This is a genomic window from Pigmentiphaga humi, assembly GCF_900606115.1.
Taxonomy (GTDB): domain Bacteria; phylum Pseudomonadota; class Gammaproteobacteria; order Burkholderiales; family Burkholderiaceae_B; genus Pigmentiphaga; species Pigmentiphaga humi.
Genome location: NZ_UWPJ01000017.1, coordinates 221676 through 241637, shown reverse-complemented (window position 1 = coordinate 241637; position 19962 = coordinate 221676). Strand labels below are relative to the sequence as shown.

The window sequence follows — 19962 nt, the reverse complement described above, 5'->3', positions numbered from 1 at the left end:
CAGCCGCCGGAGCCACCCGGCACCACGCCCTCTCATGACTGACACCATCGCCAAATTGCTGCGCACCGTTCTCGTCGCCGGCATCGCCCTGCTCGGGATGATCATGGCAGCCGTCCTGGTCGTCTCGACGGCCGTGGCCCTCGCTATCGTCTATGTCGTAGCCAGACTGCGGGGCAAGCCCTTCGCCGCGCAGACCTACTGGAAACGCTCGCAGGGCCGCTGGGGCTTCGGCGAGCCGGCAGCCCCTGCCGAGGCCGGCCGCAGCCGCAGCCAGGCCGCGCGCGGCGGCTACAACAGCCGGATCCGCCGCAACGACATCATCGATGTGGAAGTGCGCGACATCCCCTGACGCTGCCGGCCCCGATTTTCCGCGCCGCCGCTGAGCGGCGCGGTCGGCTTATGGCGCCGGTTTCACCAGTCCGCTGCGCGCCGCCACCTCCTGCCATTTCGGCAAGCTTTGCCGGATCTCGTCCGCCAGCACCGCCGGCTTGCTGCCTATCGGTTCGAAGCCCATTTCGGTGATCAGCTTTGCCTGCTTCGGATCCTTCATCATCTTCGCCATGGCATCGGAAAGCGTATCGATGACGGCGGGCGGCGTGCCGGCCGGCGCGAACAGGCCGGTCCAGTTCTCCACCACGAAGCCGGGCGCCGTACTCTCGTCCACTGTCGGGATGCCGGGCAGCTGGTCCGAGCGCTGCCTGGAAGTAACCGCCAGCGCAGTCATCCTGCCGCTGCGGATGTGGGGCAGCAGCGGCGCGGCCATGGCCCAGATGGCGTCCACGTGGCCACCGAGCATGTCGTTGACCGCGGGACCCGAACCGCTATAGGGCACGTCGGTCCATTCCAGCGACATGCGCTGGCGGAACAGCATGCCGGTGAACTGGCTCGCCGTACCGGTGCCGGTGGAGGCCACGCTCAGGGGCTTGGCATGGGCGGCCTCGATGAACTCCTTGACCGACTTGACGCCGAGGCCCGGCCGCACCACCAGCACCCCCGGCGACGATATCAGCAGGGACACGGGGGCGAAGCTCTTCACCGGATCGATCTTGCCGGTCTTGCTGACCACCGCCGAGGTAACCAGCGAGTCGGAATTGACGAACAGGGTATAGCCGTCGGGCGCGGCGGCGGCGGCGAAGGCGGCGCCGATCTCGGTATTGCCGCCCGGCTTGTTCTCGACCAGAAAGGTCCCGCCCAGATGGACTCGCATATATTCGGCCGCGAGGCGCGCCACGGTATCCAGCGTGCCGCCAGGCGCCACGGGCACGATGATGCGGACCGGACGTTCGGGATACGCGGCCCGGGCGGGGCCGGCGTGCAGCAGCACGGCGCAGGCTGCCGCAAGCAGCAGTCGGGGTTTGTTCATGATGGTCTCCGGTGAACGGCGGATCAGCGCGCGTACTTGGGGAAGAGCTTCAGGGCGTTGCCGCGATTGATGGCTGCGTGGCGTTCCTGGCCGATGTCCAGCGCGGCCAGGTTGCGTACGGATTCGACGGTGCCGGTCTCTCCGGCCATCGGCCAGTCCGTGGCGAACAGAATGCGGTCAGGCGCCGCGACTTCCTGCAGCGAGCCCATCGTGCTCGCGGTGGGTGACAGGGCGGTGTCGTACCAGAACAGGCGCAGCTTGGCGTACACCTCTTCGATGGACCACTGGGGCAGGCGGCGATCGATAGTGGGCGAGACGGCCACGCGCCATGAGATGTACGGCAGCGTGCCGCCGGCATGGGCGAGAATGAACTTGATGTTCGGATAGCGTCCCAGCGTATCGGCATAAAGCATGTTGACCGCGGCACGGGTCGTGTCGAACAAGTACTCGACCAGAAACCCCGGGAAAGGCAGATCGATCTTCTTGCTGCTGGGGTGATAGGTGGGATGGATGAAAACGACGGCGCTGCGCCGATTCAGTTCTTCCATGAGCGGATCGAAGACGGCATCGCCGAGAAACTTCTCGCCATAGCTGGCGAAGAGCATCACGCCGTCCATCTTCAGGGTGTCCAGGGCGTAGGCGATTTCTTCGCGGCCCCGGTCCAGATCGAAGGGATCCTGGATGGGCAGGCTGGCAAAGCCGCCGAAGCGGCCCGGCCACTTCTCGCCGATCTCGACCGCGAACTCGTTGCAGCGCCGCGCCAGCCGGGCCGCCTCGTCCAGGGAGCCGAACAGGAAACCCGGATAGGCCACCGAGGTGATCAGCGTGGCGATGTCGTTGGCCTCCATCATCTTCAAGGCCAGTTCGGGCGACCAGTTGGGGTAGCGGCCCTGCGCCGGCACGGCGCCGGCGTCGATGGCGGCCTGCCGGTAGAAGTCGGGGATCATGTGGGTGTGGACGTCGATGCGATGGGCGTTGGCCATGGAGTCTCCTTCTTGTCAGCGTGCGACTTTAGGAGCGGACCGGGCGCATGTCCATAAACCCCCGGCTATCGACCGTATTGGCAAAGCCGAAATTGCCGGCCGGCCCGCCAGGGTCAATCGCGGAAAATATCGGCCGCGGTGGCCCGCAGCCAGCGGCAGCCGGCATCCTTGTGATAACGGTCGTGCCAGTATTGGCGCACCAGGTAGGAAGGCAGTTCGATCGGCACGTCGAAATACTGGACGGCGCCGTGGGCGGAGATGAGCTTGGCCAGGTGGATGGGGGCGAGCGCCACCAGGTCCGTCTTGGCGATGACTTCTTCCAGCCCCAGGAACGAGGGCACCCACAGGGCGATCTTGCGGCTGATGCCGGCGTCTTCGATGGCCTTGTCCAGCATCCAGTGCGCAGTGCCGGTGGTAATGACCGACACGTGCGATTCCTCCAGGAACTGGGTGCGCGTGAGCTTGCGGCGAATGCGCGGATGGCCCGCGCGGGCCAGGCATACGTAATGCTCGGTGAACAGCTTCTGCTGGTGAAAACCCGCTTGCATGCTCAGCGTGAAGCCCATGGCCAGGTCGGCCTCGCCGGACTCCAGCCGCCGGGGCGTGTCCGGATCCAGGTCCTTGACTTCGATGCGCACGTGGGGAGCGACTTCGGCCAGCCGGTTCAGCAGCCGGGCCAGGACCACCATCTGCCCGGTGTTGGTCATGCAGATGCGGAATATCCGGTTCGAACTCGTCGGGTCGAAATCGGGTTCCACGCCCTCCGTGCCATTGAACAGCGCCAAGGCAGCCTGGATGGCCGGCGCCAGCGCCGCGGCGCGCGGCGTGGGCTCCATCCCCAGCGAGGTGCGCACGAACAGCGGGTCGTTGAAATGTTCGCGCAGTTTGCCCAGGCGAATGCTGACCGACGGCTGGCTGAGGCCGAGCGCCTCGGCCGTTGCGGAAACGGCGCCGGTCTTGGCCAGGTGGTCCAGCAGCGCGAGGTCTTTGAGGTCGAGCTTGCTCATTGTCTCCAGATTGCATTTTTTTATGCACTCTATAGAAGACCGTGAATTGACGCAATATGGCGCCACTCCTAAAGTCCGCGGCATGATTGGGTGAACCAGGAGATTTCAATGTTGCTTTGCCGCTTCGATGCGGATCGTCTGGGTGTGGTCGAGGGCGAGATGGTCCGTGACGTGACGCGAGCGCTGGACGCGCTGCCGACTTACTCGTACCCCTTGCCACGCCTGGACCCGCTGATCGCCAACCTGCCCACGGTTCAGGCCCGCATCCGCGAGATCCTGCCCACTGCGCAGGCAGTCCCGCTTGCCGACGTCGCGCTGCTCAGTCCCGTCGCGAATCCCGGCAAGATCGTGGCGGCGCCGGTCAACTACCTCAAGCATCTGGCCGAAGCGCGCGAAGATGCCGAAATCCATCATCGCAACCAGGTCGGGGAGATCCAGCGCGTGGGCCTGTTCCTGAAGGCCACCAGTTCGCTGGTGGGCCCGTCGGCAGGCGTGGCGCTCAAGCACCTGGACCGCCGCAACGACCACGAAGCCGAGGTAGTGGTGGTCATCGGCCGCGAGGGCCGGGACATTCCCGCGGCGCGCGCGGCGGACTACATCGCCGGCTATTGCGTCGGCCTCGACATGACCACGCGCGGCCCGGAAGAGCGCAGCATGCGCAAGTCCATCGATACCTACTCGGTGCTGGGCCCATGGCTGACCACCGCCGACGAGGTGCCCGACCCCGCCAGCCTGGGCTTTCGCCTGACGGTGAACGGCGAGCCACGGCAGGACGCCAACACGCGCGATCTCGTGCTGGACATTTCCGCCCTGATCGAGATGGCGTCGTCGTTCTACACCCTGTACCCCGGCGACCTGCTCTACACGGGGACGCCTGAAGGAGTGGGCCCGGTCGTGCCCGGCGACGTCATCGACGTACGGGTGGAGCGCCTGGGAGGCATGCGCGTGAACGTCAGGTCGGCAGAAGGAGAGCGCGCATGAGCGACAGGAAACAGCCCGTTCTGGTGGTGGGCGGCGGCATCGGCGGCATGGCGGCGGCATTGGCACTGTCGCGCCAGGGGCGTGACGTCCACGTCTTCGAACAGGCCGACGAATTCAAGGAAATCGGCGCCGGCATCCAGCTCGGACCGAACGCTTTCTATACCTTCGATGCGCTGGGCGTGACCGAGGCGGTACGCGAACTGGCGGCCTTCCCCGACGACATCATCGCCATGGACGCCTTGTCCGGCGAGCGCCTGGTGAAACTGCCCGTGGGCGAACTGTTCCCGCAGCGCTTCGGCCGGCCGTACGGACTGATCCACCGGGCCGACCTGCACACCGTGCTGCTGGAAGCCTGCCGGCGTTCCGACAAGGTGCGGCTGCAAGCCGGCACCAAGATCACCGGGTTCGAAGATACCGGCAGCGCGGTGCGCATCGCCACCGAAACGGGCGAGACGATAGAAGGCGCGGCGTTGATCGGCGCCGATGGCCTGTGGTCCACCATCCGCGGCGACATCGTCGGCGACGGCAAGCCGCGGGTATCGGGCCATATCGCGTACCGCGCCGTGCTGGCGACGGAAGACGTGCCGCTCGAGAATCGCCTGAACGCGATGATCGTATGGATGGGACCGAAGTATCACCTGGTCCACTATCCCCTGCGCGGCGGCAAGCTGTTCAACCTGGTGGCGGTCTTCCACAGCGACCGCTACGAGGACGGCTGGGACACCTACGGCGACCCCGAGGAACTGCATCTGCGCTTCGAAAACGCGCATCCGCACGTGCAGAACATGCTGGCGAAAATCGAATCGTGGCGCATGTGGGTGCTGTGCGACCGCGAACCGGTGGCCAACTGGAGCAAGGGCCGCGTGACCTTGCTGGGCGATGCCGCCCACCCCATGCTGCAATACCTGGCCCAGGGCGCCTGCATGGCCATGGAAGACGCGGTATGCCTGGCGGGCAAGCTTGCCGCCACGCCGGACGACATTCCCGGCGCATTCCTTGCGTACCAGCAGGCCCGCTACCTGCGCACGTCCAGGACGCAGCTCACCGCGCGGCTGTATGGACACGCCTATCACGCCGCCGGCGCCACCCGCGACCTGCGCAACGCCTTCCTCGCCTCGCGCTCGGCCGGGCAAACGGTGGAAAGCATGGCCTGGATGTACGACCCCAAGGAAATCCCGCAATGACGGCCGGCGGCACTGAAGCGCGCCGCGCCTTCTATGAGCGGATCGACGCCCGCAGCTGCACGCCGCTGTGGGAGGTGATGCATGCGCTGGTTACCGAGACGCCGTCCACGCCCTGCGTGCCGGCGCAGTGGACGTGGGAAACCATGTGGCCCTTCCTGAAGCAGGCGGGCGAGCTGATCAGCGCGGAAGAAGCCGAACGGCGCGTGCTGGTGCTGGAGAACCCAGGCCTGCGCGGCCGGTCCCGCATCACGCACAGCCTGTACGCCGGCCTGCAATTGATCCTGCCCGGCGAGACGGCGCCGCCGCACCGCCATTCGCAGGCGGCGATGCGATTCATCCTGCACGGACGCGGCGCATACACCGCCGTGGATGGCCGGCGCATCGCCATGTCCGAAGGCGACTTCATCATCACGCCGTCATGGTCGTTCCACGACCACGGCAATCCGTCGGACGAACCGGTAGTGTGGCTCGACGGCCTGGACGTGCCCATCGTCGAACTGTTCGACGCGCAGTTCAGGCAGGACGCCGATGCGGTCATGGCGCTGGAGCCCGGCGACGGCACCGAGAACCTCGCGGAGTTCGGCATGGGCCTAAAGCCGGTGGAGTACCGCCCGGCCCGGCGCACCTCGCCCCTGTGGTGGTACCCCTACGACCGCAGCCGGGAGGCGCTGGCCAAGCTTGCCGGCGCGCGGGCGCCGCATGCCTGCTGGGGGCACAAGCTGCAGTACGTGAACCCCGTTACCGGCGACTGGCCCATGCCCACCATGGGCACGTTCCTGCAATACCTGCCCGCCGGTTTCAGCGGCCAACCTTACCGGTCCACCGACGCGACCGTCTATGCGGTGCGCGAAGGCAGCGGCGCGTGCCGGATAGGCGGAAAAGAATTCCGCTTCCGTCCCAAGGACGTCTTCGTCTGCCCTTCCTGGATGCCCTATTCCTTGCAGGCGGACAGCGACGCGGTGCTGTTCAGCCTGTCGGATCGGCCGGCCCAGCAAAGTCTGGATATCTGGCGGGAACAGTTGAGTTAAGGACTGCGCGGCCGCGCGCCGCTCATGCGGATCGATTGGACGGATCTGGACGAGCGAAGCATTGATTTCTTCAATAGCGCGTATAAGCCGTGCAGCATCGACCATAGAAAGGCATCCAGTCTAGGATTGGCCGAAATTTCGACAGGAGACACATGTGCTGAAGACCATCAGGTTTTCAATGGCGAAATCGATGTCCGCAGATGGCATCGCCGAACATCGACTGGGGGGACATGTCCCGCCCGCAATTCGCAAGGCCGCAGCGGCCTTGCTCGCGGTGGCGCTGGCCGCCGGCCCGGCGGCCGCCCATGCCGCCTATCCGGATCGTCCGATCAAGATAGTCGTCGGGATGGCGCCGGGCGGCACGCCCGACGTGATCGCCCGCTTGATCGGCGAAGGCCTGTCCAAAGAGCTGGGGCAGTCCGTCATCGTCGACAACCGCCCCGGCGCGGGCGGCACGCTGTCCGCGCGTCAGGTCGCTCGAGCCCCGTCCGACGGATATACGCTGCTCCTGGCCGAGCTTCCCCAACTCGCGACGGCGCCGCTGCTGTTCAAGGATCCTGGGTTCGACATATCCAAGGATTTCTCCCCGGTCGGAACGGTGGCCGTCACGCCCATGTTCATCGTCGCCAATCCGGAAAAAGCGCCGGGGCTGGAGACCTTGCCGGCCATCGTCGCCAAGGCGAAAGCGTCGCCGGGGGAAATCAAGTACAGCTCGTCCGGCATAGGCAGCCTGCATCATCTCGCCATGGAGGTTTTCAGCGCGCGGGAGGGAATTCAGCTGACCCATGTGCCGTACAAGGGCGCCGGCCAGTCCGTGCCGGCGCTGGCCGCGGGCGAGGTCGACATCGGCGTCGCCGCGCTGCCCGCCGTCTATCCCTACGTCAAGACCGGCAAGCTGGCCTTAGTGGCGAGCACGTCGAATCAGCGCCTGCCGCTCGCCCCCGACGTCGTCCCGGTCTCGGCGAAGCTTCCCGGGTACGAGTTTTCTTCCGAGCTGGGGTTGATCGGTCCGGCCAACATTCCGCGCGACGCCGTGGCCAGGTTGTCCCGGGCGCTCGAAACCGTTCTGGGGAGCGCGCACGTGCGCGAGCGCCTGCAAGGGCTGGGGTCCATCGCGAGCTGGAGCACACCCGAAGCCTGCGCGGCCCAACTGAAAAGCAACATCGAGAAATACGCGGACGCGGTGAAGCTCTCCGGGATCCAGGCCAATTGAATCTTCCCTGCCGGCGTCGCCGCGCGGCCTTTCAGCGGCGCGGCGGCGCCAGCGGCTCGACCGACAGATCGGATGCACATGAACAGACTACGAATGAATTTCGCCTGCGGCGATTACGACAGGGTGCAGGCGCTGAAAGAAGGCAGGATAGATGTTCCCGGAATCGATCTGAACCTCATCGCGCTGCCGCCGGAAGACATCTTCTTCCGCATGCTGAAGCACCGGGAGTTCGAGGCTGCGGAGATGTCCCTGTCTTCGTATACCTTGTCCCGGCAGGCTGGAGAGCCGGCGTTCGTCGCCATTCCCGCCTTCGTGTCGAGAACCTTCCGCCATTCGTGCGTCTACGTCAATGAACGATCCGGGATCAGAAAACCGTCCGATCTTCGGGGGAAAAAAGTCGGATGCCCCGAATATCAGATGACGGCGACGGTATGGATACGGGGAATGCTCTCCGACTACTACGAACTGCCCGTGGACAGCGTGACGTACTTCACCGGCGGCCAGGAACAGGCGGGACGGCAGGAGAAAATCCCGCTGAACCTGCCGGACAACATATCCGTCGTGCCGATCCACCAGGAAAAGACGCTGGCGCAGATGCTGCTGGATGGAGAGATCGACGCGCTCTACACCGCGCGCACGCCTTCGACCTATGCCGGCGAGCACGGCCCCATCCGCCGCCTGTTCGAGGACTACGGCCGCGAAGAGCGCCTTTACTACGACCGAAGCCGCATCTTCCCCATCATGCACACGGTGGCGATGCGGTCGGACGTCTACCGGCAGAACCGGTGGGCCGCGCGTTCGCTGCTGGCCGCGCTCGAGGAAGCCAAGCAAATCGCCTGCGACGCGCTGCACGAGTTCGCCACGCTGAAGGTCATGATGCCCTGGCTCGGTTCCGACCTGCGCGACACGAAGGCACGGATGGGCGCGGACTTCTGGCCGTACGGCGTCGAACCCAACCGCCTGGTGCTGGAGACGTTCCTGCGCTACTTCCACGAGCAGGGCCTGTCGGCCGAGCGGCTCGGGATCGAAGACATGTTCGCGCCCGAGACGCTCGACGCCGCCCGGATCTAGCCCGGGTGCCGCGCCGCTTCGGGCAGGGGATAGCGCCGGCTCGAAGGGCCGGCCCGCAGCAGGCGGCTGGACAGGGGATGATCGATCATCTGCGCGAGCAGGGAGGCCGCCCGCACCAGCCCGGACAGATCGACGCCGGTGTCGTAGCCCATCAGGGCCAGCATATGGACCAGGTCCTCGGTGCAGACGTTCCCGTCGGCCCCGGGCGCGTAAGGGCACCCGCCCAGACCGCCGAGCGACGCGTCGAAACGGACCACGCCCGCCTGCAGGGCCGCCAGCACATTGGCCAGGCCCATGCCCCGCGTATCGTGGAAGTGCGCGGTCAGGGCCAGCGCCGGCCAGCGCGTCCCGACGCGCGTGAAAACTTCGTAGACCTGCCGCGGATGGGCCATGCCAGTGGTGTCGCACAGGACGATCGCATCGATGCCGATGTCGACCAGCTGCTCGATCGCGGTCATGACCGGACCGGGCGCCACCTCGCCCTCGAAGGGGCAGCCAAAAGCGGTCGAGAGCGAGCAGGCGATGGAGGCCCGTGATTCCGCCTGCCGTACGATCCGCGCGAAATCCCGGATCGACGTTTCCGGCGTGCGGCGCAGATTCGCGAGACTGTGCGAAAGGCTGACCGACATGACCAGATTGATCTCGTCCACCCCGCAGGCCAGCGCCCGCTCGCATCCCCGCTCGTTCGGCACGAGGGCGGTGTAGCGCACGCCCGGCGCCCGGGCGATGCCCTTCATGACCGCCTCGGCATCGGCCAGGCTGGGAATGGCCTTGGGCGAAGTAAACGAGGTCACCTCGATCTTGGCCAGGCCCGTGGCGCTCAAGGCGTCGATGAGCTCGATCTTGCGCTCGGTCGGGATGAAGCCGGACTCGTTCTGGAAACCGTCGCGCGGCGCGACGTCGTGGATGAACAGGCGGCCTGCGGCAGCTTGCAGCGCATTATGCATGGTGGCGGTATCCTCTCGCTCAAACGATTCCGGCGCTGCGCAGCTTGTCCAGCTGCCCCGCCGTGAGACCCAGCTCGGCCAGTATCTCGGCATTGTGTTCGCCCAGGCGCGGGCCCAGCCACTTGACGCGTCCCGGCGTGGCGCTGAGCTTGGGCACGATGCCCGGGAAGGTGACTTCGGTCCCGTCCGGAAGCGATGCCGGCATGAGCATGCCGCGGTGGCGATAGTGTTCGTCGTTCAGGATGTCCCGCGCAGTGTAAATGCGCCCCACCGGCACCTCGGCCTGCTCCAGGACGCGCAGCACCTCTTCCAGCGGACGCTGGCCCGTCCAGCCGGCGATGACCTGGTCCAGCATGTCGGCATGCCGCACCCGGCCGGCGTTGTCCTGGAACTCGGGGGAAGCGGCCAGGTCGCCGCGCTCCATGGCGCGCATCAGCCGCCGGAAGATGGCATCGCCATTGCCCGCAATGACGACATAGCTGCCATCGCAGCACAGGTAGGTGTTCGACGGCGCGATGCCGGGCAGCGCGGAGCCGGTACGCTGGCGTACCTGGTCGAACAGGTCGCACTCCGGCACCAGGCTTTCCATCACCGCGAACACCGCCTCATAGAGCGCGACGTCCACCACCTGGCCCGTACCGCCCGCCTGGTCCCGATGACGCAGCGCCATCATGATGCCGATGGTGGCATAGAGCGAAGCCAGGGTATCGCCCAAACTGACCCCCACCCTGACGGGCGCGCGATCGGCGTAGCCCGTGACGTGGCGCAGGCCGCCCATGCATTCGGCGATGGCGGCGAAGCCTGGCCGGCTGCTGGCCGGGCCGTCCTGCCCGTAGCCCGAAATGCGCGCCATGACGAGGCCCGGGTTCACGCGCGACAGCTCTTCCCAGCCGAGATTCCATTTCTCCAGCGTGCCGGGCCGGAAGTTCTCGATCAGCACGTCGGCTTCCGCGGCAAGGCAGCGCACGATCTCCTGCCCCTCCTCGCTCTTGAGGTCCAGGGCCAGCGACTTCTTGTTGCGGCTCTGCACGTACCACCACAGCGAGGTACCCTCGTGCAGGCGGCGCCAGTTCCTGAGCGGATCGCCGCTGCCCGGGGGTTCGATCTTGATGACCTCCGCGCCGAACTGGGCGAGCAGCGAGCCGGCGTAAGGCCCCGCGATCAGCGAACCCAGCTCGAGTACCTTCATGCCTGCGAGCGCATCTCTTTGCATCGTCGCCGTCTCTTCCTTTTCATCGAATGTCAGGATGGTCATTGGTGGGGTTCCCTTCGCGCCGGCGGCTATTCCAGCCGGATGTTGGCGCGCTTGCCCAATTGGGAGTAGACGGTCAGATCCTGGCCGATCTGCTGCCGAAAGGCCTCGGCGCCGCGCGCGTCCACCTCGTAATACCGGTCGTTCAACTCGCGCTTGAATCCGGGATCCGCGAGCACCGCGGCGACGGCCGTCTCGATGCGGCGCCTGATGGCCTCGGGCGTCTTGGCCGGCGCGAACAGGCCGAACCAGACGGTAAGGTCCATGTCCTTGAACAGCGGCGTTTCAGCCATCGCGGGCACCTGTGGCATGAACGAAAGCCGCTTGGCCGAGCTGACGGCCAGCATCCGCAGCTTGTTGCCGGAAGCGTAGGGGGTCAGATTCGGTATGGTGCTGAATATGATCGGCACCTGGTTGCCCAGGCCGGCACTCACCGCCGGGGCGCAGCCGTTGTACGGAACATGAAGAACAGCCGTATGCGCATACTGGTTGAACCCGGCGCCGACGAGGTGCTGCGGCGAGCCATTGCCGCATGACGCATAGTTGGCCTTGTCGGGATTCGAGCGGACATAATCGACCAATTCGGCCAGGTTGCCGGCGGGTACGCTGGCAGTGACGCCGATGGCGACAGGCGAGGACGCCAACAACGAAACCGGCTGCAAATCCTTGGTCACATCGTAGCCGCGCGTATAGTCGAGCGCCGCATTGATGGTAATGGTGTTGTTGTTCAGCAGCAGCGTGTAGCCGTCAGCGGGCGCACGGGCGACGTAGCTCGAGCCGATATTGCCCACTGCGCCAGTGCGGTTGTCCACGACGATGGGCCGGTCGTTCAGATGCCGGGACAGGTTCTGCGCGAGCAGCCGCGCAATGGTGTCCGCTCCCCCTCCCGCCGGATAGGGAACAACGATGGTAATGGGACGGGACGGGTAGCCGTCCGGCGATTCGGCCGATGCAGGCATCGACAGCGCGATCCCCGTCAGAAGGGCGGCCAGGGCCAGATGTGCCGCGCGGGACGCGGGGTGAGCATGGGAACCCATTCTTCTAGTCTCCTTTGTTCGAAAGCCGGCTTGTGTGTCCGGCACGATAGAGACCGAGATATAGCTAGGCAATGCAATACGGCAAATAAGCGCTATTGGCGAATGCAATTCCCATGGCGATAGGCGCAAAGCACATGCCGACCACGCTTGTCCGCCCGACACAGGCAGACATTCGACGCAGGCGGACGAAAAAAAGCGCCATCCGTTGCCGGACAGCGCCTTCTTGTACCCATTGCAGGAGCCCCAGACCCAGGATGCGGTGGATCCGGCTCCGCCGCGCCGCCCCAAGGCGGGCCCAAACCCCCTCGGGGGGCTGCCGCGTAGCGGCTGGAGCTCACCATCCTGGGCGCGCGTCAGCGCGTACGAGGTTACTCAGCAGTGATCTTCGCCGCCTCGACGACCTTCCTCCAGCGAGCGACTTCCGACTTGACGAACTCGCCCAGTTCCTGCGGCGTGCTGGTCTGCGGATCGGCGCCGTTTTCCTTGAACTTGGTGATGACCTCGGGGTCATGCAGCGCGACGTTCAGCTCCTTGTTCAGGCGATCGACGATGGCCTGGTCGGTGCTGGCCGGGGCGAACAGCGCGTACCACTGGGGCACGCTCACGCCCTTGACGCCCAGCTCTTCCAGCGTCGGCACGTCCTTGAGCACTTCCGAACGCTTGTCGCCGGCCACTGCCAGGGCCTTGATCTTGCCGCCCGGCAGGTGCGGGTAGGCGCTGAACAAGCTGGGGAACATGACTTGCGTCGTGCCGGCCAGCGTGTCGGTCATGGCCGGGGCGGAACCCTTGTACGGCACGTGCAGCATCGGCGCGCCGGTGACCATCTTGAACAGCTCGGCGGTGACGTGGGGCGCGGTGCCCTGGCCGGCCGACGCGTAGCTGACGGCCTCGGGATTCTTCTTCGCCTTTTCGATCAGTTCCTTGACCGAGTTGACGCCCAGCTTGGACGACACCACCAGCAGCGTGGGCGAGCTGGCCAGCATGCCGATGGGCTTGAAATCCTTGACCGGGTCGTAGCGCAGCTTTTGCAGCGCCGGATTGATGCCGTGCGTGGCGATGTAGCCGAACAGGATGGTGTAGCCGTCGCCCGGGGCGCGGGCCACGTATTCGCTGGCGATGGCGCCTTGGGCGCCGGCCTTGTTGACCACGATGACGGTCTGCTTGAGACCTTCGCCCATCTTTTGCGCGATGACGCGCGCGAATGCATCGTTGCCGCCGCCCGGAGCGGTCGGGACGACGATGGTGATGGGACGCTCGGGCCACGCGGCCTGCACGGCGGTGGCGCCGAAGGTCAGGGCGAGGGCAGTCACGCCGGCGGCAAACGCCGGCACTCGGATCGAGGCTTGCATAAACGGGTCTCCGTATCGTTGCCAGGCGGCAACAGACTGCCTGGCTGATCGCGCTGTCCGGGCGGACGGCATGCTTGCCGCCACTCGGATCAACGCAGTCCTAAACTAATCTTAAAAAAGATGGGCAGGCAAATAGAGCTGCCCTTCCATGATCTTCCTCGCGGTGCGGATCAGGCCCGCGCCGCATACTTCCAGCGAATTCGCCGTGCCGCGCAAATCCACATCGACGTCGATGCGGCCCGACGGATGGGCCACCTCGATGCGATGCATGCCCGCGGGACGCGGCGCCCCGAGGTCATAAGCCACCGTGCCCGGCGTCACGAACGCAGTCGCCACGCCGATCGCGCCGGTTACCGCATGCGAGCGGTGGCACTTGAGCGGGGTGAAATACCGCGACACCACCATGCCGGCATGCGCACCGGCGCTGACCAGCACCGGCTTGGGAATCACGCTGTCGGACACGTCGCCCAGCCCCATCAGCCGCCCGGCCTCGCGGCGCAGCGACTCCAGGCGTTCCATGAAAGCCGCATCGGCATCCAGTTCGGCGGGCGTCTCGTTGCCGAGTTTGCCCAGCGAGGCAGCGCGCACGACCATCAGCGGCATGGCGGCATCGATGCAGGTCACTTCCACGCCGTCGATGATGTCGCGCATGCTGCCGGTCGGGAACACTTTGCCCGTGACGGCGCCCCAGGCATCGAGGAAATCGAGGCGGATCGGCGCGCCGGTACCCGGCACGCCGTCGATGCTCGCATCACCCTCGTATTCTGTATGTCCGTCCGGCGTCTGCACCAGCGCGTCGATGGTCGAGCGGGTGTTGACGTTGTAAATACGCACCTTCGTCTGGCCGGGCTGGCCCGTGACGATCCCTTGGTCGATGGCGAACGGGCCGACGCCCGACAGCATGTTGCCGCAATTGGGACGCGTATCCACCAGGGCCCGGTCTACCGAGACCTGGGCGAACAGATAATCCACGTCGCAGCCAGGCTGTTGCGAGCGCGAGACGATCGCGACCTTGCTGGTCAGGCTGTTGGCGCCGCCCAGGCCGTCGATCTGCAGCTCATGCGGCGAACCCATGGCGGCCAGCAGCACGCGGTCGCGCTTGGCGATGTCAGACGGCAGCCATTCCGAACGGAAATAAGGACCACGGGACGTGCCGCCCCGCATCAGGACACAAGGAATGGTTTTTTGCATAACAGCATCATGAGCGCCTGCATGGTGCCAGTAAAGTGCAATTTTTATATAATTTCATGCATGGCACGCATCAATTTCGACCTCCAGGAATTGCAGGCTTTCGTCGCCGTGGCCGAACGCTCGAGCTTCCGCGCCGCCGCCGAAGACCTGCACCTGTCGCAGCCTGCGCTCAGCCGCCGCATCGAGAAACTCGAGACCATCCTGGGCGCGCGCCTGCTCGACCGGACCACGCGGCACGTCGCGCTGACCAACGTCGGCCGCGTCTTCCTCGAACGCTCCCGGGCCGCGCTCGACGAACTGGAAGGCGCCATGCTCGGCGTCAGCGACCTCGCCGCGCAGCTCAGCGGCCTGGTCACCGTCGCCTGCGTGCCCTCGGTCGCCTACTACTTCCTGCCGTCGGTGCTGCGCGAATTCACCGCCAAGCATCCGCGGATACGCGTGCGCGTCATCGACGAAGGCGCCAATACCGCCCTCAACGCGATCACCTCCGGCCGGGCCGACTTCGGCGTCAACTTCATCGGCACCCAGGAAAACGAAGTCGATTTCAAACCCATCTTCAAGGAAAACTTCGTGCTGGCCATGCGCAAGGACCATCCGCTGGCGCACCGGAAATCCATCACCTGGGACGAACTCTCGGGCGAACGCCTGATGACCGTGGACAAGGGCAGCGGCAACCGCCTGCTGATCGAAGCCGCGCTCGCCAAGAGCGGCCGGCGTTCGCAGAACGCCATCGAGGTCAGCCACATCCTGACCCTGCTGGGCATGGTCGAAGCCGGCCTGGGCGTCGCCGCCGTGCCCCAGCTCGCCCTGCCGCTCACTTCCCACGCCACCCTGGTCGGCATTCCCCTGGCCCAGCCGCGGGTCAGCCGCACCCTCGGCCTGATCACAAAGCACGGCCGCGCGCTGGCGCCCGCCGCCAACGTCCTGTACGGCATGCTGCGCGAAGCGGGACGCGCAGCTCGGCAGTAGTAGGCCCCCCCCTACGCGCTTACGCGCGCCCCCCGGGGGGCGATGCGGGTGGACCGGCGGAGCCGGATCCACCGCATCCTGGGTCAAACTCCACGCGCTTTTTTGTGGGTGCGGAGACGGGAGCTGCACTAGAGATGGGGGCGGTCGACCAGCGTCAGCGCGTCCGTGATCGCGCCGGGATCGGCCGGGCGCACCAGGCGGGCGACTTCGCGGCCTTGGTCCAGGAAGATCAGCGTCGGCCACAGTTTCACCGCGAACGACCGTCCCAGCGGGCGGCCCTTGCCGTCTTCCACTTTGACGTGCCGCACGCTCTCGTGGCCAGCGAATGCCTGCGCGATGGCGGGCTGCGCCGCCTGGCAGTAGCCGCACCAGTTCGTGCCGAACTCCAGTACGGCGGGCTCCTGCCAGGCGTCGACTTCCTCGCGGGAAGGGGCGTCGCTCGAATAGACGGTGCTGAAGGGCATGGCGCTTCTCCTTGTTCGCCTCAGTATGACAAATAAGCGCGGGCCGGCCGCGTACAAGGTGTAAATGCCCGCCACCGGCTAAAATCGATCCGGTCCAACCTTTTTTCGCCCTCTTTCTCCGCTCATGTCGCGCACCTTATTCGTCACCACCGCTCTGCCCTATGCCAACGGCTCTTTCCACATCGGCCACATCATGGAATACATCCAGGCCGATATCTGGGTCCGCAGCATGCGCATGCAGGGCCACACGGTGCACTTCGTCTGTGCCGACGACGCCCACGGCGCGCCCATCATGCTCAAGGCGGAATCCGAAGGCATCACCCCGCGCGAACTGGTCCAGCGCATCGCCGCCGAACGCCCCAAGTACCTCCAGGGCTTCCATGTCCGGTTCGATCACTGGCACTCCACCGACAGCGACGAAAACACCGAACTGTCGCGCCAGATCTACCTGCGCCTGCGCGATGCCGGCCTGATCGAAACCCGCACCATCGAACAGTTCTACGACCCGGTCAAAGGCATGTTCCTGGCCGACCGCTACATCAAGGGCGAATGCCCCAAGTGCGGCGCCAAAGACCAGTACGGCGATTCCTGCGAAGTGTGCGGCGCGGTCTACGCGCCCACCGACCTGCGCAATCCCTATTCGACCCTGACCGGCGCCACGCCGGTCCTGAAAAGCTCGGACCACTTCTTCTTCAAGCTGTCGGACCCGCGCTGCGTCGAATTCCTCCAGCAATGGACCGGCAGCGTCAACGGCAACGGCTCGCCGCGCCTGCAGCCCGAGGTCTACGCCAAGACCCGCGAATGGCTGGGCGAAGAAGGCAAGCTCGCCGACTGGGACATCTCGCGCGACGCCCCCTACTTCGGCATCGAGATCCCCGACGCGCCCGGCAAGTATTTCTACGTCTGGCTCGACGCGCCGGTCGGCTACCTGGCCTCGCTCAAGGCCTATTGCGCCAAGGCCGGCCTGGATTTCGACGCCCTGCTCGACCCGCAATCCGACACCGAGCAGTACCACTTCATCGGCAAGGACATCATCTATTTCCACGCGCTGTTCTGGCCGACCATGCTGCACTTCGCGCAGCGCAAGACGCCCGACGGCCTGCATGTGCACGGCTTCATCACCGTCAGCGGCGAAAAGATGTCCAAAAGCCGCGGCACCGGCATCTCGCCGCTGCGCTATCTCGAACTCGGCATGAATCCCGAATGGCTGCGCTACTACATCGCCGCCAAGCTCAACGCCCATGTCGAAGACATAGACTTCAACCCCGAGGATTTCGTCGCGCGCGTCAACAGCGACCTCGTCGGCAAGTACGTCAACATCGCCAGCCGCGCTTCGAACTTCCTGATCAAGCATTTCGACGGCCAGCTCTGCTTCGAAGGCGGCGTGCCGGTCGAACTCGACGCCGAGCTCAACGCGGCGGCCACGCAGGTGCGCAATGCCTTCGAAGCGCGCGAGTACGGCAAGGCCATCCGCGAGATCATGGCCACGGCCGACCGCATCAACCAGGCCTTCGACACGGCCCAGCCGTGGGTGCTGGCCAAGCAGCAGGACGACGCCGCCAAGAAGCAGCAGTTGCACGAGATCTGCTCGCGCACCATGGTCGGCTTCAAAGCGCTGTCGGTGATGCTGGCGCCGGTGCTGCCGGCGCTCGCCAGCCGCGTGGCGCGCGAACTGTTCGGCCTGGACCGCGACTTCGAATGGCGCGACGTGGCGGTGCCGCCGCAGCGCATCGCGCCCTACCAGCACCTGGCCCAGCGCGTCGATCCCAAGCTGCTCGACGCGCTGTTCGAGCCCCCCGCGCCGCCCGCGCCCGCTGCGGTCGAGCCCGGCGGCGAGGCCATCGCGCCCACCATCACGATCGACGACTTCGCCAAGATCGACCTGCGCATCGCCAGGATCGTCGATTGCGAACACGTCGCCGGCTCGGACAAGCTGCTGCGCCTGACGCTGGACGTCGGCGAAGGCCGCATGCGCAACGTGTTCTCGGGCATCAAGTCGGCCTACAAGCCCGAAGACCTGATCGGCAAGCTTACGGTCATGGTCGCCAACCTGGCGCCGCGCAAGATGAAATTCGGCGTTTCCGAAGGCATGGTGCTGGCCGCCAGCCATGGCGACGAAAAAGCCAACCCGGGCATCTACGTGCTCGAGCCGGTCTCCGGCGCCCAGCCTGGCATGCGGGTGCGCTGACCCAGCGCGAATACCCGCCTGCATCGCAGGCGGGCATCAGGAAGAGACAGACGAAAACGGCGGAAAAGCGGCGCCGCTCAGCGCCCGCCAGCCTCGGACGGCTGCCCTGGCATGCGGCCGTGCTTGACGCGGTTCAGCACCATGCGGTCGTTCAGCTTGCGCACGATGGAAGACCCGGTGCTCACGCACAGGAAAGGGAACAGGCCGTGCACCAGGCCGGCCAGCGCGCCGGCCAGCATCTTGAAGGCGAAGCCCCACGAGGCGGCCAGGTGTTCGAAATACGTCTCGCCGACGGACTCGGGGTGCGAAGTAAACGACCAGTTGCTCATGGCGAAGATCTCGAGGTGTTGTGCAATGGTGAATACTTTATCAAGTCGTCCTGGCAAAATTACTGCAAATATCGCCGCCGATTCCCCATAAAAGAGAATTTTTTTCTCCATATTCTATAAAATAAGCGAAATTCAACATCTCGGGAATCCTATCGCTTCGAGCGGCCCTCGCGCCGGCCTCGCCGGCCCGCGGTGCAGTAAACTCCCGGGTGCGAAGCGCCGCCGACGGCGCCGGTACGCGCCCTCGGCGGCGCGGCATGCCAGAACAAAGGTTAGTCATGGCCAAGAGTTACGAATCCGACATCACCCAATTCCTGCAAGACCTCAAGCAGCAGCGCCCCAACCTGGAAGCCCGGCAAAAGCAGGGGCGCGCCCGTCTGTGGGACAAGAACATCGACCTGGAAGTCGTCGATGGCTTCAAGGCCGCGGCCGTGCCGCAAAAGCCGTATGTCTATCAGACCGACGACTGACACGCCCCGGCATGGGATCCTCCCCGGACAAAGGGCTGGCCGCATTGGCTGACCCCGCGGTCGACAGCACCCCGGACGTCGTCGACGGCGTGGCCATTGCTCGGCTCTACGGCGAACCGCTGTTCGCCCTGCCGCAGGATCTCTACATTCCTCCCGATGCGCTCGAGGTCTTCCTCGAAACCTTCGAAGGGCCGCTCGACCTGCTGCTCTACCTGATCCGCAAGCAGAACTTCAACGTGCTCGACATCCCGATGGCGGAGGTCACGCGCCAGTACCTGTCCTACGTGGACCAGATACGCAAGCACAACCTAGAACTGGCCGCCGAGTACCTGCTCATGGCCGCGATGCTGATCGAAATCAAGTCGCGCATGCTGCTGCCGGTGCGCAAGGCCGACACCGCGGAAGACGTCGAGGATCCCCGCGCCGAGCTCGTGCGCCGGCTGCTCGAGTACGAACAGATGAAGCTGGCCGCGCAGCGGCTCGACCGCCTGCCGCAGCTGGGCCGCGACTTCGTGCGCACCCAGGTGCTGCTGGAACAGACCACGCAGCGCCGCCTGCCCGACGTCGACGCGGACGAGTTGCGCGACGCCTGGGCCGACATCGTCAAGCGCGCCAAGCTCAACGCGCACCATCACATCTCGCGCGAAGCACTGTCGGTGCGCGACCACATGAGCCAGATCCTGCGCCGGCTGCAGAGCGTGCGCTACATGGAGTTCACCGAGCTGTTCATGGAGCGCGTGCACGACGGCGCGGGCGTGCCCGTCATCGTGGTCCACTTCATCGCGATGCTGGAACTTGCGCGCGAATCGCTGCTGGAAATCACGCAGGCCGAGCCCTACGCGCCGATCTACGTCCGCCTGGCCTTCACTTCCGTACAACCCCACTGAGGCCCCGCGCCCGCCGCGCCGGCCGGCCCGCCACCCTTTTCCTACCCAG

At 65.8% G+C, this 19962-nt stretch carries 20 protein-coding genes; 10 read left to right on the top strand and 10 right to left on the bottom strand.

Annotation, left to right across the window (positions count from 1 at the left end):
* Nucleotides 1-34: 34 nt before the first annotated feature.
* Nucleotides 35-349 (top strand): hypothetical protein, encoded by a 315-nt coding sequence (locus PIGHUM_RS11325; protein ID WP_124079689.1) that lies wholly within the window; start codon nucleotides 35-37, stop codon nucleotides 347-349.
* A 48-nt stretch (nucleotides 350-397) separates the two neighbouring features.
* Here the strand turns inward: PIGHUM_RS11325 and PIGHUM_RS11320 are convergent, their stop codons facing one another.
* The 3 genes from PIGHUM_RS11320 to PIGHUM_RS11310 form a co-directional block, all read right to left on the bottom strand.
* Nucleotides 398-1363 (bottom strand): Bug family tripartite tricarboxylate transporter substrate binding protein, encoded by a 966-nt coding sequence (locus tag PIGHUM_RS11320; RefSeq protein WP_124079688.1) that lies wholly within the window; start codon nucleotides 1361-1363, stop codon nucleotides 398-400.
* A 23-nt stretch (nucleotides 1364-1386) separates the two neighbouring features.
* On the bottom strand, nucleotides 1387-2346 hold the full coding sequence (locus PIGHUM_RS11315) for an amidohydrolase family protein (RefSeq protein ID WP_124079687.1): 960 nt from the start codon (nucleotides 2344-2346) through the stop codon (nucleotides 1387-1389).
* Nucleotides 2347-2459: 113 nt separating this feature from the next.
* Nucleotides 2460-3353, bottom strand: coding sequence for a LysR family transcriptional regulator (locus PIGHUM_RS11310; protein WP_124079686.1), 894 nt, complete (start codon nucleotides 3351-3353; stop codon nucleotides 2460-2462).
* 108 nt (nucleotides 3354-3461) lie between these two features.
* Between PIGHUM_RS11310 and PIGHUM_RS11305 the strand changes: the two genes are divergently transcribed.
* The 5 genes from PIGHUM_RS11305 (at nucleotide 3462) to PIGHUM_RS11285 (ending at nucleotide 8830) form a co-directional block, all read left to right on the top strand.
* Nucleotides 3462-4334, top strand: coding sequence for a fumarylacetoacetate hydrolase family protein (locus PIGHUM_RS11305; protein ID WP_124079685.1), 873 nt, complete (start codon nucleotides 3462-3464; stop codon nucleotides 4332-4334).
* Nucleotides 4331-5518: a 3-hydroxybenzoate 6-monooxygenase gene (locus PIGHUM_RS11300; RefSeq protein ID WP_124079684.1), complete on the top strand. Its 1188-nt coding sequence runs from the start codon at nucleotides 4331-4333 to the stop codon at nucleotides 5516-5518. The genes PIGHUM_RS11305 and PIGHUM_RS11300 overlap by 4 nt, the downstream gene beginning before the upstream one ends.
* Nucleotides 5515-6546: a gentisate 1,2-dioxygenase gene (gtdA, locus tag PIGHUM_RS11295; protein ID WP_124079683.1), complete on the top strand. Its 1032-nt coding sequence runs from the start codon at nucleotides 5515-5517 to the stop codon at nucleotides 6544-6546. Before PIGHUM_RS11300 ends, gtdA begins: the two co-directional genes overlap by 4 nt.
* A gap of 190 nt (nucleotides 6547-6736) precedes the next feature.
* The gene (locus PIGHUM_RS11290; protein WP_160142242.1) at nucleotides 6737-7759 is read left to right on the top strand and encodes a Bug family tripartite tricarboxylate transporter substrate binding protein; all 1023 of its coding nucleotides are present in this window, start codon (nucleotides 6737-6739) and stop codon (nucleotides 7757-7759) included.
* A gap of 78 nt (nucleotides 7760-7837) precedes the next feature.
* Nucleotides 7838-8830, top strand: a complete 993-nt coding sequence (locus PIGHUM_RS11285) for an ABC transporter substrate-binding protein (RefSeq protein ID WP_124079681.1) — start codon at nucleotides 7838-7840, stop codon at nucleotides 8828-8830.
* Here the strand turns inward: PIGHUM_RS11285 and PIGHUM_RS11280 are convergent.
* The 5 genes from PIGHUM_RS11280 to PIGHUM_RS11260 form a co-directional block, all read right to left on the bottom strand.
* Nucleotides 8827-9777, bottom strand: coding sequence for a hydroxymethylglutaryl-CoA lyase (locus tag PIGHUM_RS11280; RefSeq protein ID WP_124079680.1), 951 nt, complete (start codon nucleotides 9775-9777; stop codon nucleotides 8827-8829). The two genes, PIGHUM_RS11285 and PIGHUM_RS11280, sit on opposite strands and share 4 nt — an antisense overlap.
* Nucleotides 9778-9796: 19 nt before the next feature.
* On the bottom strand, nucleotides 9797-11032 hold the full coding sequence (locus PIGHUM_RS11275; RefSeq protein ID WP_425466710.1) for a CaiB/BaiF CoA transferase family protein: 1236 nt from the start codon (nucleotides 11030-11032) through the stop codon (nucleotides 9797-9799).
* 26 nt (nucleotides 11033-11058) lie between these two features.
* On the bottom strand, nucleotides 11059-12066 hold the full coding sequence (locus tag PIGHUM_RS11270; protein WP_124079679.1) for a Bug family tripartite tricarboxylate transporter substrate binding protein: 1008 nt from the start codon (nucleotides 12064-12066) through the stop codon (nucleotides 11059-11061).
* A 368-nt stretch (nucleotides 12067-12434) separates the two neighbouring features.
* Nucleotides 12435-13415, bottom strand: a complete 981-nt coding sequence (locus PIGHUM_RS11265; RefSeq protein ID WP_124079678.1) for a Bug family tripartite tricarboxylate transporter substrate binding protein — start codon at nucleotides 13413-13415, stop codon at nucleotides 12435-12437.
* 111 nt (nucleotides 13416-13526) lie between these two features.
* A complete protein-coding gene (locus tag PIGHUM_RS11260; RefSeq protein ID WP_124079677.1) occupies nucleotides 13527-14606 on the bottom strand; it encodes a 4-oxalomesaconate tautomerase in 1080 nt (359 codons plus the stop codon).
* Between the two features lie 60 nt (nucleotides 14607-14666).
* Between PIGHUM_RS11260 and PIGHUM_RS11255 the strand changes: the two genes are divergently transcribed.
* Entirely contained in the window at nucleotides 14667-15575 is a 909-nt protein-coding gene (locus tag PIGHUM_RS11255; protein WP_124079676.1) for a LysR family transcriptional regulator, read from the top strand.
* Nucleotides 15576-15703: 128 nt separating this feature from the next.
* Here the strand turns inward: PIGHUM_RS11255 and PIGHUM_RS11250 are convergent, their stop codons facing one another.
* A complete protein-coding gene (locus PIGHUM_RS11250; RefSeq protein ID WP_124079675.1) occupies nucleotides 15704-16039 on the bottom strand; it encodes a thioredoxin family protein in 336 nt (111 codons plus the stop codon).
* Between the two features lie 124 nt (nucleotides 16040-16163).
* Between PIGHUM_RS11250 and metG the strand changes: the two genes are divergently transcribed.
* A complete protein-coding gene (gene metG, locus PIGHUM_RS11245) occupies nucleotides 16164-18227 on the top strand; it encodes a methionine--tRNA ligase (protein ID WP_124079674.1) in 2064 nt (687 codons plus the stop codon).
* A gap of 77 nt (nucleotides 18228-18304) precedes the next feature.
* On the opposite strand, the gene PIGHUM_RS11240 is transcribed toward metG, so the two are convergent.
* A complete protein-coding gene (locus PIGHUM_RS11240) occupies nucleotides 18305-18556 on the bottom strand; it encodes a DUF6356 family protein (RefSeq protein ID WP_124079673.1) in 252 nt (83 codons plus the stop codon).
* Nucleotides 18557-18834: 278 nt separating this feature from the next.
* On the opposite strand from PIGHUM_RS11240, the gene PIGHUM_RS11235 reads away from it, so the two are divergent.
* Nucleotides 18835-19026, top strand: coding sequence for a DUF3460 family protein (locus tag PIGHUM_RS11235; protein WP_124079672.1), 192 nt, complete (start codon nucleotides 18835-18837; stop codon nucleotides 19024-19026).
* An 11-nt stretch (nucleotides 19027-19037) separates the two neighbouring features.
* On the top strand, nucleotides 19038-19913 hold the full coding sequence (locus PIGHUM_RS11230) for a segregation and condensation protein A (RefSeq protein WP_124079671.1): 876 nt from the start codon (nucleotides 19038-19040) through the stop codon (nucleotides 19911-19913).
* Nucleotides 19914-19962: the final 49 nt, after the last annotated feature.